Below are 15,474 nucleotides of genomic sequence, written 5' to 3'. Positions count from 1 at the left end.
GGAGGTGGCATTGGTGCGCAAGGTGCTGGTGTTCGGTACGGCGTTGGCCGCGGCCTCGCTGTCCACCGTGGCCGTTCCGGCCGAGGCTCACACGGAGCCCGGCCCGGCCGTGAACGCCCCGGTCACGCCGGGGCGCGGGACCGTACAGACGAATCCCGGCGGCGGCGTCGGGGTGACCGCGCGGGCCGTCATGGTCACCCCGCTACCGCCGAAAACCGCCACCTACTCCTACGGCAAGGGCGCCCGCCAGAAGCTGGACGCCTACTGGCGCGACTCCGGCCCGGACGACGCGGCCCCCCGGCCGGCGGTCCTGATCCTGCACGGCGGCTACTGGATGTCCGGGGACAAGGGGTCCTGGAGGTACATGGCCCGCAGGCTGGTCACCCGCGGGTACGTGGTCTTCTCGGCGAACTACCGGCTCATCCCGAGTTCGCGGTGGCCCTCGCAGCGCGAGGACGTCGAGGCGGCGCTGGACTACATCAGGAGCCACGCCCACCGGTGGAACCTCGACCCGTCGCGCATCGTGGTCCTGGGCTCCTCGGCAGGCGGTCACCTGGCCACCCAGCTGGGCACCTACGGCGAGGGCGCCCGGCGCGTCCGCGGGGTCGTCGCGCTGTCCCCGGTGGTCTCGCCCTCCCAGGCCTACCAGGACGGTGGCCTGGCCGGGGCCGACTACCCCAGAGTCAAGCTGCGGCACGCGGTGCAGATGCTGGTGGGATGCTCGCCCGACGAGGGCGCCCCCGAGTGCCTCGACCGGCTGGAGGACGCCTCGTCGGCCGCGCACGCCGGCGCCGGGGACGCCCCCATGCTGCTGGTGCACAGCGCCGAGGAGTTCGTCCCGGTGTCCCACAGCGAAGGGCTGGCCGAGGCGCTGCGGGCCGCCGGGGTCCCGGTCACGGTGCGCACCGTGCCGGGCGACGCGCACGGCGGCACGCTGCTGAACGACGAGCGGCTGCGGGAGTCGGTCATCGCCTGGATCGACTCGGTCGCCAAGGGCTGAGCACTACCGGCCGTACCAGATCATCAGGATCAGGATCACCAGCCACAGCAGCGCGATCACACCGGAGATCGCCGCGATCCGGCCCCGTTCCACCTGCGCGATCTCCGGGGCCGGGGCCGGGGCTGGCGCCGTCTCAGGCTCAGTGGCGGTGGCCGTCTGCTCCTCGGGCCCGCGGACCTTCCCGGCGGCCGGCGCCGGGGCCTGGACGCCCTCCGCGGCGGCCACCTCCAGCAGGTGGATCGCCCTGCGCTGGTCGCGTTCGACCAGTAGCAGCAGGCCGATCGCCACGATGAACAGCGTCATGGACGCCGACAGCCAGACCTGGGCGAACTGCCCCTTGGCCAGGAACAGCCCGAACAGGAAGATGCCCAGGGTCAGCAGCCCGTACAGGCGGGTGGCCCGGTGCAGATAGCGCAGCACGCCCACATTCCGGTGCCGGATGTAGCGGGGGGTCGCCATGGTCGCGGCGGTCAGCGGCCCCAGCGTGAAGATCGCGAAGCCGACATGGAGGATCAGCAGCAGGCGGTCGGAGGTCGACATGCCGGAACCCTACCCAGCAGGGCGCGACCCTCCCTCACCGGTGGCCGCGGCGTATCCGCAGATAGTCGCTGACCACGTACTCGCCCAGCCGGCCCGCGTCCGGGGCGAACACCCGGCCGCCGTTGCGCCGGGCGACCTCCTCCACGAACGACACCAGCCGCCGGTCGTCGGCCAGCATGAACACGTTCATCGTGGCGCCCCGGCGGGTCATCTTGTCGATCTCCGCCAGCGTCAGCGTCAGCGTCTCCCGGGACGGCGGGTAGTCGAACAGCGAGCGCCCGTCCGGCCGCAGATGGGCGGTCGGCTCGCCGTCGGTGACCACCAGCACGATCGGCTCGAAGTCCGGATGCCGGTCCAGGTGCCGTCCGGCGATCAGCAGCGCGTGGTGCAGGTTGGTGCCCTGCACCATGTCCCAGTCCAGCCCGGCCATCTCGGTGGGCTGCAGCACCCGGGCGTAGTTGGAGAACCCGATGATCTGGATGGCGTCCTGCGGATACTTGCCGGTGACCAGCGAGTGCAGGGCCAGCGCGGTCTGCTTGGCCGCCCCCCAGGTGCCGCGCAGCACCATCGAGTACGACAGGTCCACCAGCAGGCACACCGCCGCCGCCGTCCGCCGCTCGGTCTCCAGCACCTCGAAGTCGTCCACCGCCAGCCGGACCGACCGGTCCCCGGTGGGGGCGGCGGCACTGCGGCGGATGGCGTTGCTCACGGTGCGGACCACGTCCAGCGGCTGCTCGTCGCCGAAACGCCACTCCCGCGACGCCCCGGTCAGCTCGCCGGTCTGCCCGGCGTCCCGCTGGTCGTGGTCGCCGCGCCGGCCGCCGTCCAGATGGGCGAACACCCGGCGCAGCGCGGTCTCGCCCAGCCTGCGCACGGCCTTGGGCGTCAGCTCCAGGTTGCCGCCCTTGCGCTGCAGGTAGCCCTGCCGCTCCAGCTCGGCCTCGATCCGGCGCAGCTCGGCCAGATCGTCGACCGCCCGGCGGCCGAGCGCCCGGCGGACCGCCTCCTCGTCGATGTCGTCGAGGCGGGCGCCCGGATAGTCCTGCGCCAGCGCCGCCTCCAGCTCGGCCAGGTCGGCCAGCTCGGCCAGCGCGGTGGTGGCGTCGCTGACGCCCAGCGGGTTCTCGCCGGTCATCCGCTCCGGGACGCCCCAGCCCAGATCGGGGCGGCGGGCCCGCAGCGCGTCGCCCAGCCGGGTCATCTCCATCGCCAGCCCGGCGTCCTCCATCGCCTGCGCCATCAGCCCGGCCAGCTCCTCGCGCTGCTCGGGACTCAGCGAGGCCATCAGCCGGTCCATCGCCGCCGCCCGCCGGGCCAGCGCGTCGACCAGCTCCTCCAGGTTCGCGGGGGCGTCGGGGAAGAAGTCCCCGTACTCGCGCATGAAGTCGTCGAAGTCGGCCTGGGTGTGCTCGCCGCGGGCGTCGGCGTCGAGCATCGCGTTCAGCGCGGCCATCATGTCCTTGACCCGCTCCATGGCCTGCGGGTCCGAGTTGGCCAGCGCGTCTCGCATGCCCTGGAACTGGGCGTCCAGGACGTCGCGGCGCAGCAGGTTCCGCAGCTCCTCGAACGTGGCGCGGGCCGCGTCCGACCGCCAGTCGTAGTCCGACAGCCGCCGGATCGCCTGCGCGGTGTCGTCGGGCAGCGTGTCCAGTTCGGCCTCGCGCAGCCGGGCCTCGTCGCTCGGGTCGGGGAACAGCTCGGCCCGCTCCTGCCCGATCGCGGTGTCCAGCAGCGCGCGGGCCTGCTCCAGGGTGCCGTCCAGGCGGCCCCGGTCGCGCAGCGCCCGCCGCCGCTCCCGCACCTGGCGCAACAGGTCGTCCAGCCCCCGCCGGGACCGGTCGCCCTGCTCGCCGGGCAGCCCCCGGCGCAGCAGCTCGCGCAGGGCCTCACCGGGACTGGAACCCTCCAGCACCGAGTCGCCCATGGCGTCCAGCGCCGACCGGATGTCGTAGGGCGGGGCCAGCGGATCCGGCCCGTCGTGATAAGCACCGTACCGATAACGACTCATCGCCATGTCCCCCGATCCGATAGGCGGTGCGGGTACGGCCTGTCGTGGTAGGCGCCACGGGCCGGATGTCGGCTCATCGCCGTCACGTCCTCAGGTGCGGTAGGTGGCGGTCCCGTCGGCCCCGCCCTGCGAGACGTCCTTGGACAGCCGGCGGGTGAGGAACAGCCCCTCCAGCGCGAACTCCAGGGCGGCCGCGGCCTGGCCGGGCGACTCCCCGGACATCCCCAGCCGCTGCACGAGCTTGGCCAGCCCGGGGACCTGCCCGATCCGGCGCAGCAGCTCGGTGGCCGGGACCAGCTCCCCGGACTCCACGCTGTCGCCCGCGTCGAACTTCTCCAGCAGCCCGCTCAGGTCGGCGGCGCCCAGGGTGCGGCGGTAGGTCTCGGCGGTGGCCCGGCGCAGCAGGTGCTCCAGCACCTCCTGCTCGCGGCCCTCCTCGCTGACCTCGAACTCCACCTTGCCCATCAGCGTCGGCACCACGGCGGGCAGATCGCACACCCGCGCCACCGCCTCCCGCTCCCCGGTCAGCGCGGCCCGCCGGACCGCGCCGGCGGCGATCGTCTCCGCCCCGGCGATGGCGAACCGGGCCGACACCCCGGACCGGGTGTCGACCGCGTTCGAGTCGCGCACCAGCCGGGTGAAGCGGGCCACCACCTCCAGCAGGTGGTCGGGCACCTGGGCGTCCAGCTCGGCCAGCGCCGCCTCCTGGCGGATCAGGTCCAGCTCGTCCTCCAGCGCCAGCGGGTAGTGGGTGCGGATCTCGGCGCCGAACCGGTCCTTGAGCGGGGTGATGATCCGGCCCCGGTTGGTGTAGTCCTCGGGGTTGGCGCTGGCCACCAGCAGCACGTCCAGCGGCAGCCGCAGCGCGTAGCCGCGGATCTGCACGTCCCGCTCCTCCAGCACGTTCAGCAGCGCCACCTGGATCCGCTCGGCCAGGTCGGGCAGCTCGTTGATGGCGAAGATCCCCCGGTTGGTGCGCGGCACCAGCCCGAAGTGCACCGTCTCCGGGTCGCCCAGGGTGCGCCCCTCGGCCACCTTGATCGGGTCGACGTCGCCGATCAGGTCGCCGACGCTGGTGTCCGGGGTGGCCAGCTTCTCGCCGAACCGCTCGTCCCGGTGCCGCCAGCCGACCGGCAGCTCCTCGCCCAGCTCGGCGGCCAGCCGCCGGCAGCGCACGCACACCGGCGCGTACGGATGGTCGTTGATCTCGCAGCCGGCCACCACCGGCGTCCACTCGTCCAGCAGCCCCACCAGGGTGCGGATCAGCCGGGTCTTGCCCTGGCCGCGCTCGCCGAGCAGCACCATGTCGTGCCCGGCCAGCAGCGCCCGCTCCAGGTGCGGCAGCACGGTGTCGTCGAACCCCACGATGCCGGGGAAGCGGGAACGCCCGGATCTCAGCCGCTCCAGCAGGTTGTGCCTGATCTCGGCCTTCACCGGCCGCTGGAGGTGGCCGTCGGCGCGCAGCGCGCCGACGGTGGTGTCGGCCGGCGCGGATTCGTTCGTTGTAGAAGGCACGAGATCGACAGTACGTCGCCGACCGGCGTACTCGCACCGGCTCCCCGGGAAAACCACCCGCCGGCACCGCCGCGGACCTTGGGTACCGGGCAGGTGAACGGGGAGAATCGAAGGATGACCCGGATTCAGGGACAGCGCGAGGGAGGGGAGGCCGATGGCGCGCTTCGGTGACGGCCTGGCCCTCGGACCCGATCTGACCAGTGCCGCCGAGTCGGCCGTCCGGCAGGCGCTGGCACCGCTCACCGCACCCCCCGACCTTGTGTGCGTGTTCGTCGGCTCCGAGGACCCCGCCGCGGTGGAGGAGGCGGCCCGCCGGGCCATGCGGATGGCCACCGGCGCGGGCGCCCGCATTGTGATCGGCTGCAACGGCAGCGGCGTGATCGGCGGCAACCGCGGGGTTGAGGAAGCCAGCGCGGTCAGCGCCTGGGCGGGGGTGCTGCCGGAGGCTCGGCTGGAGGAGTTCCGGCTGGAGACCCTGCGCGCCGAGGACAGGCTGGTGGTCGTCGGCATGCCGGAGGGCCGCGACGACGACGTGGTCGGCATGCTGCTGGCCGACCCCTACACCTTCCCGGTGGACGCCTTCGTCGAGCGGTCCGGCGAGGCGCTGCCCGGCCTGCCGCTGGTGGGCGGGCTGGCCGGCGGCCAGGGCCCGGGCCGAACCCGGCTGATGCTCAACGAGGAGGTCTTCTCCGACGGGGCGGTCGGCGTGGTGCTGGGCGGTCCCGTCACCGCGGCCACCGTGGTCAGCCAGGGCGCCCGCCCGATCGGCCCCGACATGGTGGTCACCAAGGCCGACGAGAACGTGCTGTACGAGCTGGCCGGGATGCCCGCGCTGGAGAAGCTGGAGCAAATCGTGCTCACCCTGCCCGAGGAGGAGCAGGAGATGGCCGCCGGCGGGCTGCTGATCGGGGTGGCCATGGACGAGTACGCCGAGGAGCACGAGCACGGCGACTTCCTGGTGCGCGGGGTGGTCGGCGCCGACACCGACACCGGCGCCATCGCCATCGGCGACGTGGTGGAGGTCGGCCGGACCGTCCGCTTCCAGGTCCGTGACGCCGGGGCCGCCGACGAGGACCTGGCCGAGCTGCTGGAGCGCTTCGACCTCGCCCCGGTCGAGGGGGCGCTGCTGTTCTCCTGCAACGGGCGGGGCCGGGCGATGTTCCCCAGCTCCGACCACGACGTGCGGCTGCTGCACCGTATCTTCGGCCGGGCCGGGGTCGGCGGATTCTTCGCCGCCGGCGAGATCGGCCCGGTCTCCGGCCGCAACCACGTGCACGGCTTCACCGCCTCCATCCTCGCCTTCGGCCCGGCGGGTCGCGGATGAGCCCGGTGTTCGCGCTGGCCGTCGACATCGGCGGGACGAAGCTGGCCGCCGCGCTGGTCGAGCCGGGCGGGCGGATCGCCCACTACGACCGTATGCAGACCCCGGTCGACCTGGACGCCGAGGGCCTGTGGCGCAGCCTGGAGGCGCTGCTGGACAAGCTGCTGGCCGAGGCGGGCGGCGGTGACCTGGCCGGTGTCGGGGTGGGCTGCGGCGGGCCGATGCGCTGGCCGTCCGCCGAGGTCTCCCCGCTCAACATCCCCGCCTGGCGGGACTTCCCGCTGCGCGAACGGCTGCGGGCCCGCCATCCGGGCCTGCCCGTCCGTGTCCACAACGACGCGATCTGCATGGCGGTGGGCGAGCACTGGCGCGGCGCCGGGCGGGGCCGCGACAACGTGCTCGGCATGGTGGTCTCCACCGGGGTCGGCGGCGGGCTGATCCTGGGCGGCCACCTGATCGACGGGGCCAGCGGCAACGCCGGGCACATCGGGCACGTGGTCGTCGACCCCGAGGGGCCGCCGTGCAAGTGCGGCGGCCGGGGCTGCCTGGAGGCCGTCGCCCGCGGCCCCGGCCTGGTCGCCTGGGCGCAGGAGCAGGGCTGGCGGCCCGACCGCGCCGAGGTCACCGGGGTCGAGCTGGCCGACGACGCCCGCCGTGGCCACCCGGTGGCGACCGCCGCGATGCGTCGGGCCGGGCGGGCGCTCGGCGTGGCGATCGCCTCGGCCACCCACCTGTGCGACCTGGAGGTGGTCTCGGTGGGCGGCGGGCTGTCCCAGGCCGGACCGCTGCTGTTCGACCCGCTGGAGGAGGCGTTCCGCGCGCACGCCCGGATGGACTTCGCCCGCGAGGTGCGGGTGGTGCCCGCCGCCCTGGGCCAGACCGCCGGGCTGATCGGCGCCGCCGCCCTGGTCTTCGCCGCCGACCGCTACTGGAGCGCGGACTGAAGGCGCGCCCGCTCGCGGCCACCCGGGGCCGCGGGCGGGTCCTACACTGCCGTCGTGGCACTCGTCAGCGTGGATGAGGTACGTGCGGCCCGTGAGCTGCTGCACGACGTGATCGTGGAGACTCCGCTGCTGCACTCGCGGGTGCTGTCGGAGATGCTGGGCGGCCCGGTGCTGCTCAAGTGCGAGAACCTGCAGCGCACCGGCTCGTTCAAGGCGCGCGGCGCCTATGTGAGGATCGCCCGGCTCACCGAGGACGAGCGGGCCCGCGGCGTGGTCGCGGCGAGCGCGGGCAACCACGCCCAGGGCGTCGCGCTGGCCGCGTCCCTGCTGGGCTGCAAGGCCACCGTGTTCATGCCGGAGGGCGCCCCGCTGCCCAAGGTCGCCGCCACCCGCTCCTACGGCGCCGAGGTGCTGTTCCCCGGCCCGAGCGTGGACGAGTGCCTCATCGCGGCCAGGGAGTACGCCGACAGGCAAGGGGCCGTCCTGGTCCATCCGTTCGACCACCCGGATGTCATTGCCGGCCAGGGCACGATCGGGTTGGAGATCCTCGAAAAGTGCCCGGATGTCCGCACCATCGTGACGCCGGTGGGCGGCGGCGGCCTCGCGGCCGGTATCGCGGTGGCGGCCGCGGGCGCGCCCCACGCAGGTGGGGGCGTCCCGATCGTCGGCGTTCAGGCCAAGCGCGCCGCGGCGTTTCCGCCGTCGCTGGCCGCCGGGCACCCGGTGCACATCCGTCCCGGGCCGACCATGGCCGACGGCATCGCCGTGGGCAGCCCCGGAGAGCTCACCTACGCCCTGGTCAGTGAGCTGGTCGACACGGTGGTGACGGTCACCGAGGAGTCCATCTCCCAGGCCCTGCTGCTGTGCCTGGAACGCGCGAAACAGGTCGTGGAGCCCGCCGGAGCCGCTGCCGTGGCCGCCCTCCTGGAGCACGCCCACGCCTTCGAGCCGCCCGTCGTCGCCGTCCTGTCGGGCGGCAACATCGACCCCCTGCTGCTGTCCAAAGTCCTCCGCCACGGCCTGGCCGGCGCCGGCCGCTACCTGGTCGTGCGCTGCCGCCTCGCCGACCGCCCCGGCGCCCTGGTCATCCTCCTGCGCGAACTGGCCGAACTCGGCGTGAACGTCCTGGACGTCATGCACGAACGCGTGGCCGCCCGCCTGCACATGGAGGAGGCCGAGGTCCTCCTCCAGCTGGAGACCCGGGGTCCGGACCACTGCGACGAGGTTCTCGGCCGCCTGCGCTCCAAGGGCTACACCCTCGAACTGAGCTGAGCCCTACGGCAGGGTGACGAGAAACGGGCGTGCCCGCAGTGGGCACGCCCGTTGGTGGGACGGGGTTACAGGGCCGGCTTGCCGGTCGTGTGGATCCACTTGTTGAAGAGGGCGTCGAGCCGCTTGGCGTCGCCGTACTTCTTGGCGTGGGCGACGAAGTCGGCGGTGGTGACGTTGCCGTCGCGGTTGCGGGCGTACCAGGTGCTCAGGAGCTGGAAGAACTTCTTGTCACCGACGGTCTGGCGGACGGCGTGCAGGGTCATGGCGCCGCGGTCGTAGACGGCGTGGGCGTAGATGTCGTCGCGGCCCGGGTCGGCGACCTTGACCTGCCACAGCGCGTCGCCGGCCGGGGTGGCGTAGACCTCGTCGAAGATCTGCTGGGCGGTGTCGCCACCGGACTGCTCGCTCTGCAGCCACTCGGTGTAGGTGGCGAAGCCCTCGTTCAGCCAGATGTCCTTCCACTGCTCGGGGGTGACGCTGTTGCCGAACCACTGGTGGCCGATCTCGTGGGCGACCAGGGAGGCGCTGGGGTTGACGCCCGGACGGTTGATGCGGTCGTAGACCGGGCGGCCCTGGGTCTCCAGCGCGTAGCCGACGCCGATGGCGTCCACGATGCCGCCGGTGGAGCCGAACGGGTACTTCCCGAAGAGCTTCGAGCCCCAGTCGGTGATGTCGGCGGTGAGCTTGTGGAAGTTCTTGCCCTGGTCGACGGCGGTGTCGAGCTTGCTGTCGATGGCCGTGATGTTGGGCACGCCCTTGGGGGTCCTGCCCCAGGTGAGGTTGTACCTGCCGATCGCGACCATGGCGAGTTCGCTGGCCATGGGCCTGGGCATCTCCCACCGCCAGGTGGTCAGGCCGCCGGAGGTCTTGCGGCCGGCGAAGTCGCCGTTGGACAGCGCCTGCAGGTCCTTCGGCACGGTGAGCGCGAAGCTGTAGGACGCCTTGTCCCTGGGGGTGTCGTTGACCGGCATCCAGGTGGCGGTGCCGAACGGCTGGTTGAGCGCCACCGCCCCGTCGTCGGTGGCCACCCAGCCGGAGGTGCCCAGCGTCTCGTCGTCGATCCGCTGGGGGACGCCGGAGTAGGACACCGCGACGGTGAAGCGCTTGCCCTTGCGCAGCCCCTGCTTCGGCGTGATCACCAGCTCCTGGGCGCCGGTCCGCCGGAAGGCGGCGGCCTTGCCGTTGACGGTGACCGAGTGCACCTTCAGCGGCCCGAGGAAGTCGAGGTTGAAGCGCGACAGGTGCTGGGTGGCCTTGGCCTGGACGCGGGTGGTGGCCTTGATGCCCTTGTTCGCGGGCGTGTACCGCAGGCTCACGTCGTAGTGGGCCACGTCGTAGCCGCCGTTGCCCATGTCGGGGAAGTAGGGGTCACCGGCGCCCGGGGCGCCCGGCGTGAACCGGGGAGCCGCGTGTGCGGGAACGGCCGATACGACCAGGCCCGCGGCGACGGTCAGTGCGACGGTGGCCAGGGCTCGGGGGGCTGTGCGCATGGGGGTCCTCGGAGTGTTGAACGTCTCCATGATCCCCAAACTTCCAGCGGGGAACGGACGGCACAAGCGCGATTCGGTCTCGATTGGACCAGTGCCCCCAGTGGTCTCACCAGTTCACGGGCTTGCCCTTGGTGTAGAGCCAGACCCGGAACAGCCGGTCGAGCCGCTTGCCGGACTCCTTCTCGGCCAGCGCGACGAAGTCGTCGGTCTGGGCGTTGCCGTACCGGTACCGCTCGTTCCAGGCCCGCAGGGTGCGGAAGAACGCCTCGTCGCCGATCCGCCGGCGCAGCGCGTGGACGGTCATCGCGCCGCGGATGTAGACGGAGTAGCCGAACAGGTCGCGACGCCCCGGCCGTCCCGGCGGCGGCCTGAAGACGACCGAGTCGGCCGGCTGCCGGTAGTAGCGGCGGAAGATCTTCTGCGCGGTGTTCCCCCGGCGGCGGTCCTCCTGCCACAGCCATTCGGCGTAGGTGGACAGGCCCTCGTTGAGCCAGATGTCCGACCACCGCCGGATGCTGACGCTGTTGCCGAACCACTGGTGGGCCAGTTCGTGGACGACGAAGTTCATCGAGGGGACGAACCCCGCGTACACCGGGCGTTCCTGGGTCTCCAGCGCGTATCCCAGCCGTTGGTCGTCGATGAGACCGCCGGAGGTGGCGAACGGGTAGGGGCCGAACTTCTCGGTCAGCCACTTCGTCACCGTGATGGTGTTGCGGTGCAGTTTGGCGGCGTGGCTCTGGTACTGGGGGTCGACGGCGGTGATGACCGGGATGTCGCCGGCCCTGCCGTGCAGCTCCTTGAACTCGCCGATCGCCACCATGACCAGATAGCTGGCCATGGGCGACCGCACCGACCAGGTGTGGGTGGTGGTGTCCGCCTCGTGCACGGGGGTGGACGGCGCGCCGTTGGCGATGACCTGCATCCCGTTGGGGACGGTCACCCGGAAGGTGTAGGTGGCCTTGTCCAGCGGATGGTCGTTGACCGGCATCCACGAGGGCGTCCCGTCCGGTTCGGAGACCGTGATGACGCCCTCCCGCGTCGGGATCCAGCCGTACGTGCCGAGCCGGTCGTTGGTCAGCGGGCCGGGGCTGCCGGCGTAGCGGACCTGCGTGGTGAACGTCCGGCCCGTCGGCAGCCCCGCCGCCGGGGTGATCATCAGTTCCTGTCCCTTGCGGGAGAACGCGGCGCCGCGGCCGTTGACCAGGACGTCCTTGACCTTGGGGCCGCGGAAGTCGAGGGAGAAGCCGCTGAGGTCCTGGGTGGCCTTTGCGGTCATGGTCACGGTGGCCTCGATGCGCCGGCTGCGCTTGTAGTCGAGGGCGACGTCGTAGTCGAGGGCGTCGTAGCCGCCGTTGCCGGCCGCCGGGTAGTAGGGGTCGCCCAGCCCGGTCGCGCCCCGTTTTCCCCGTGGGGCGGCGGGCGACAGGGGGAGCGCCGGCCGGATGGGCCGGGGAGCGGGGTTGGCCACGATCCGCCCCTGGGCGGGCGAGCAGCCGGTCCCGGCGGATCCGGTCCTGCGGGGCTGCGGGGACGGCCCGGACACGGGGCATGGCCGTGGCGGCGGTCCGGCCGCCGGCCCGTGGCCGGTCTGCTGACCGGCCGAGGTGGTGGCGGCGTTACCGCCGGAGGCCGACAGCGCGAGGGCCGTGGCGGCGGCCACCATGCTGGTGATCTTGAGGGGCAGGGGCACTCTGCCGAGCGGGACGTGGGCGTTCACCCTGCCCACCCTGCTGACGCCGAACCGTCACCGCTCGTTACTCTCCGTAACTTAGGCGGTCCTTTGCCCGCCGTTCACCCGACGGCGGGGTCGCCTGTCCGGCCTTTACAGGGCAGGGCGGCTGCGCTGGTACAGCCACGCCTGGAAGAAGGAGTCCAGCTGCTGCCCGGAGACCTGCTCGGCCACCTCGATGAACTGCGGCGTGGTGGCGTTGGCGTGCCGGTACCTGTCGGTCCAGGTCTTGAGGATCTTGAAGAACGTGTCGTCCCCGACCTTCTTGCGCAACGCGTGCAGTGTCATCGCGCCCCGGTTGTAGACGGCGTCGGAGCTGAACATCTCGTCCCGGCCGGGGTCGCCGGTGGCGACCTTCCACAGGCTCGGGTTGTCGGCCTGCCGGTACAGCTCGTCGAACTGCTGCTGCGGGGACTTCCCGGTGACCCGCTCGGACCAGATCCACTCGGCGTAGGTGGCGAAGCCCTCGTTCAGCCAGATGTCCTTCCACCGGGTGACGCTGACGCTGTCGCCGAACCACATGTGCGCGAGCTCGTGGGCGACGATCCCCTCGTCCGCGCCGAACGACCCGTACACCGGGCGGGTCTGCGTCTCCAGCGCGAACCCCACGTCCGCATTGTCGACCAGCCCGCCGGTGGAGGAGAACGGGTAGGGGCCGAACATCTTCACGAACGCGTCGGTGATCTCCGCGTTCTTGGCGTGGAACTCGGCCACGTCGGTGTTGACCACGGCCGGGTCGACGGCGGTGATGACCGGGATGCCGCCGGGCGACTTGCCGGTGCGCACGTCGAACCGTCCCACGGTCACCGTCGCCAGGTAGGGCGCCATCGGCTCCTTGACCCGCCAGGTGACCGGGGCGGCCGCCCGGTGGGCCACCGGGACGACACCGGCTCCGCCGGTCTGCCCGGTGCTGGGGCCGGGGCTGGGCGACCCGCTGGGCAGGGCGCCGTCCGGCTCGCCGTTGGCGATGGCGGTCAGCCCCTGCGGCACGGTCACCCGGAACTCGAAGGTGGCCTTGTCGCTGGGGTGGTCGTTGCTCGGGAACCAGGTGTGCGCGCCGCTGGGCTGGCAGGCCACGAACACCCCGTCGGAGGTGCGCACCCACCCGTAGATGCCCAGCGGCGGCTTGGAGACCGGGCGCGGCGTCCCGGAGTAGCGCACCGTCACGGTGAAGTCGGCGTCCTTGGCCAGCGCCTGCGGCGGGGAGACGACCAGCTCGCTGCCCTGCCGCTCGTGCCGGGCCGCGCCGCCGTTCACCTTCACCTCGGCGACGTTCAGCCCGGTCAGGTCGAGGTTGAACCGGCTGAGCCGCTGGGTCGCCTTGGCGGTGATGTCGGCGGTGGCGCTGAGCTCGGGCGACTGGCCGGGCCGGATGTCCAGGTCGAGCTTGTAGTGCTGGACGTCGTAACCGCCGTTGCCGTCCCCGGGCACGTAGTCGTCGCCGGCGCTGTCCAGCCCGCCCGGCACGTTCGGTCCGGCGGCCGTCGGGGCGGGGACGGATTCGGACGGCTGGGAGCCGTCGCTGCGGAAGGACACCTGGCATGCCGTCAGCGAGGCCGCCAGGGTGAGCGCCATGGCCCCGCGCACTACAGGACGGGGGGCGAACGGGAGGGCAAGGCGGGGTCTTCCGGCCGTCATCACGTGCACAGCCTAGACGGACGAACCGGCGGCTCGGATCGTCACGCGACATCCCGGCCACCACCGGCCGACGGCGCCGGGGCCGGTGTCAGCGCCCGGCGTAGGGGTCCGGGCCGCCCGGTGGGACCTTGCGCACCACCGTCTGGGCGACCTTGTCGTGCAGCGCCTGCCTGCGCGGATCCCACAGCAGCCACAGCACGTCGATGAAGCCGATGCATCCGCACAGACCGCCCAGCACGGTGAAGAACGCCGACCGGCCCACCGCCTGCCCCTGGGTGACCGCACCGCCGTCCGCGGCTCGCACGACCTGGATGCCCAGCAGCTTCTTGCCGAGTGTCTGGCCCCACTTGTAGGTCAGCAGCCAGTAGTACAGGAAGGCGATCACGACGCTGACGAAGTTGGCGGCCCACTGGCCGGCCGGGACGGCCCCGGTGTTCCCGGTCTCGATGATCCTGCGGTAGTTGATGAACGGGAAGGTCACCAGCCCGATGATGATGGTCAGCAGGACCAGGTCGACGATCGCCGCGGCCAGCCGCGCCCAGCGGCTGGCCAGCCCCGCGGCCGGATCCACATAACCGCCCGGCTCTCCCGGGTAGCCCGGCAGGCCCCCGTAACCGCCGTACGGGGGCGGCTGGCCGCCGTAGGGGCCCGGGTACGGCGGGGGCTGCCGGCCCCCGCCGTACGGACCGGGCTGCCATCCCGGATGAGGCTGCTCGTGCGGCGGCTTCCAGGGCTGCTCGTCGGGGGACGGGCCGTGCGGCGGTTGCGTCATACCGTCAACATGGGCATGCGCGGCCCCGGCTAACCCCGGCCCCCGCGGAAGAGAGACGATCTTTAGCGGGGGTCGGTCACAGGTTTCCGCGCCGGGCCTGCTCCCGCTCGATGGCCTCGAACAGCGCCTTGAAGTTGCCCTTGCCGAAGCCCAGCGAGCCGTGCCGCTCGATCAGCTCGAAGAACACGGTGGGACGGTCCTGCACCGGCTTGGTGAAGATCTGCAGCAGGTAGCCGTCCTCGTCCCGGTCCACCAGGATGCGGCGCTTGCGCAGTTCCTCCACCGGGACGCGGACCTGGCCGATCCGGGCCCGCAGTTCGGGGTCGTCGTAGTAGGAGTCGGGGGTGTCCAGGAACTCCACCCCGGCCGCCCGCATCCGGTCCACCGAGGCCAGGATGTCGTTGGTGGCCAGTGCGATGTGCTGCACGCCGGGCCCGCCGTAGAACTCCAGGTACTCCTCGATCTGCGACTTGCGGCGTCCCTCGGCCGGCTCGTTGAGCGGGAACTTGACCTTGCGCGTCCCGTCGGCCACCACCTTGGACATCAGCGCCGAGTACTCGGTGGCGATGTCGTCGCCGATGAACTCCGCCATGTCGGTGAAGCCCATCACCCGGTGGTAGAAGTCGACCCACTCGTCCATCCGCTCCACGTTGCCGACGCAGTGGTCGATGGCCTGGAAGAAGCGCTTGGCGGGGGGCTCCACGATCGGCTCGGCGGCCACGTACCCGGGCAGGTAGGGGCCGGAGTAGTTGGAGCGGTCGACCAGCGTGTGCCGGGTCTGGCCGTAGGTGGCGATGGCGGCCAGCATCACCTTGCCGTGCTCGTCCTCCAGCGCGTACGGCTCCTCGATGCCCCGGGCGCCCTGCGCGACCGCGTGCCGGTAGGCGGCCTCGACGTCGGGCACCTCGATCGCCAGGTCCACCACTCCGTCGCCGTGGTCGGCCACGTGGCGGCCCAGGTCGGTGCCGGCCCGCACCGGCCCGCGCAGCACGAACCGCGCGCCGCCCGACTCCAGCACGTGGGCGGCCTCGTCGGGACAGCCGGTCTCCGGCCCTCGGTAGGCCACCCGGCGCATGCCGAACGCGGTGGAGTAGTAGTGCGCGGCCTGCTTGGCGTTCCCGACGGCGAAGACGACGGCGTCCATGCCCTTGACCGGAAATACGTCACTCATGACGTCAATGTCCGATGGGCCCTACAGGGTGTGCAAGAGTGACTTGAAAAGCTGAGCAATCTGTACAGCCAGAT

At 72.3% G+C, this 15,474-nt stretch carries 12 protein-coding genes; 4 read left to right on the top strand and 8 right to left on the bottom strand.

Going from position 1 to position 15,474, the window contains the following annotated elements:
* The first annotated feature begins 13 nt into the window (after nt 1-13).
* Entirely contained in the window at nt 14-1,000 is a 987-nt protein-coding gene (locus C4U03_RS14745; protein ID WP_235017865.1) for an alpha/beta hydrolase, read from the top strand.
* A gap of 3 nt (nt 1,001-1,003) precedes the next feature.
* Here the strand turns inward: C4U03_RS14745 and C4U03_RS14740 are convergent, their stop codons facing one another.
* From C4U03_RS14740 to C4U03_RS14730, 3 genes are all read right to left on the bottom strand, one after another.
* Entirely contained in the window at nt 1,004-1,540 is a 537-nt protein-coding gene (locus C4U03_RS14740) for a hypothetical protein (RefSeq protein WP_103938308.1), read from the bottom strand.
* 34 nt (nt 1,541-1,574) lie between these two features.
* Nucleotides 1,575-3,548, bottom strand: a complete 1,974-nt coding sequence (locus tag C4U03_RS14735; protein ID WP_103938307.1) for a vWA domain-containing protein — start codon at nt 3,546-3,548, stop codon at nt 1,575-1,577.
* 90 nt (nt 3,549-3,638) lie between these two features.
* Nucleotides 3,639-5,063 carry a sigma 54-interacting transcriptional regulator gene (locus C4U03_RS14730; protein ID WP_200827242.1) on the bottom strand — a complete coding sequence of 475 codons (1,425 nt, stop codon included), beginning with the start codon at nt 5,061-5,063 and terminating at the stop codon, nt 3,639-3,641.
* A gap of 154 nt (nt 5,064-5,217) precedes the next feature.
* On the opposite strand from C4U03_RS14730, the gene C4U03_RS14725 reads away from it, so the two are divergent.
* From C4U03_RS14725 to ilvA, 3 genes are read left to right on the top strand one after another with little or no spacing between them, the layout of a single operon-like run.
* Entirely contained in the window at nt 5,218-6,387 is a 1,170-nt protein-coding gene (locus C4U03_RS14725; RefSeq protein ID WP_103938306.1) for an FIST signal transduction protein, read from the top strand.
* Nucleotides 6,384-7,328, top strand: coding sequence for an ROK family protein (locus tag C4U03_RS14720; protein ID WP_103938305.1), 945 nt, complete (start codon nt 6,384-6,386; stop codon nt 7,326-7,328). The genes C4U03_RS14725 and C4U03_RS14720 overlap by 4 nt, the downstream gene beginning before the upstream one ends.
* A gap of 54 nt (nt 7,329-7,382) precedes the next feature.
* Nucleotides 7,383-8,600: a threonine ammonia-lyase gene (gene ilvA / locus C4U03_RS14715; protein ID WP_103938304.1), complete on the top strand. Its 1,218-nt coding sequence runs from the start codon at nt 7,383-7,385 to the stop codon at nt 8,598-8,600.
* Between the two features lie 65 nt (nt 8,601-8,665).
* Here ilvA and C4U03_RS14710 read toward each other — a convergent pair whose 3' ends face one another.
* The 5 genes from C4U03_RS14710 to hppD all read right to left on the bottom strand — a co-directional run bounded on the left by C4U03_RS14710 (nt 8,666) and on the right by hppD (nt 15,400).
* The gene (locus C4U03_RS14710; RefSeq protein ID WP_235017864.1) at nt 8,666-10,090 is read right to left on the bottom strand and encodes a M1 family metallopeptidase; all 1,425 of its coding nucleotides are present in this window, start codon (nt 10,088-10,090) and stop codon (nt 8,666-8,668) included.
* Nucleotides 10,091-10,196: 106 nt separating this feature from the next.
* A complete protein-coding gene (locus C4U03_RS14705; RefSeq protein WP_235017863.1) occupies nt 10,197-11,807 on the bottom strand; it encodes a M1 family metallopeptidase in 1,611 nt (536 codons plus the stop codon).
* Nucleotides 11,808-11,912: 105 nt separating this feature from the next.
* Nucleotides 11,913-13,394 (bottom strand): M1 family metallopeptidase, encoded by a 1,482-nt coding sequence (locus C4U03_RS14700; RefSeq protein WP_235017862.1) that lies wholly within the window; start codon nt 13,392-13,394, stop codon nt 11,913-11,915.
* A 151-nt stretch (nt 13,395-13,545) separates the two neighbouring features.
* On the bottom strand, nt 13,546-14,229 hold the full coding sequence (locus C4U03_RS14695) for an RDD family protein (protein ID WP_103938302.1): 684 nt from the start codon (nt 14,227-14,229) through the stop codon (nt 13,546-13,548).
* Between the two features lie 76 nt (nt 14,230-14,305).
* Nucleotides 14,306-15,400, bottom strand: coding sequence for a 4-hydroxyphenylpyruvate dioxygenase (hppD, locus tag C4U03_RS14690; protein ID WP_103938301.1), 1,095 nt, complete (start codon nt 15,398-15,400; stop codon nt 14,306-14,308).
* Nucleotides 15,401-15,474: the final 74 nt, after the last annotated feature.

Source organism: Thermomonospora echinospora, assembly GCF_900108175.1.
Taxonomy (GTDB): Bacteria; Actinomycetota; Actinomycetes; order Streptosporangiales; family Streptosporangiaceae; genus Thermomonospora; species Thermomonospora echinospora.
This window is presented reverse-complemented; position numbering and strand designations above follow the sequence as displayed.

Coding starts and splice junctions, on each gene's coding strand:
- C4U03_RS14740 (WP_103938308.1), bottom strand. CDS start 1,540: ATGTCGACCTCCGACCGCCTGCTGCTGATCCTCCATGTCGGCTTCGCG.
- C4U03_RS14735 (WP_103938307.1), bottom strand. CDS start 3,548: ATGAGTCGTTATCGGTACGGTGCTTATCACGACGGGCCGGATCCGCTG.
- C4U03_RS14725 (WP_103938306.1), top strand. CDS start 5,218: ATGGCGCGCTTCGGTGACGGCCTGGCCCTCGGACCCGATCTGACCAGT.
- C4U03_RS14720 (WP_103938305.1), top strand. CDS start 6,384: ATGAGCCCGGTGTTCGCGCTGGCCGTCGACATCGGCGGGACGAAGCTG.
- C4U03_RS14710 (WP_235017864.1), bottom strand. CDS start 10,090: ATGCGCACAGCCCCCCGAGCCCTGGCCACCGTCGCACTGACCGTCGCC.
- C4U03_RS14700 (WP_235017862.1), bottom strand. CDS start 13,394: ATGGCGCTCACCCTGGCGGCCTCGCTGACGGCATGCCAGGTGTCCTTC.
- C4U03_RS14695 (WP_103938302.1), bottom strand. CDS start 14,229: ATGACGCAACCGCCGCACGGCCCGTCCCCCGACGAGCAGCCCTGGAAG.
- hppD (WP_103938301.1), bottom strand. CDS start 15,400: ATGAGTGACGTATTTCCGGTCAAGGGCATGGACGCCGTCGTCTTCGCC.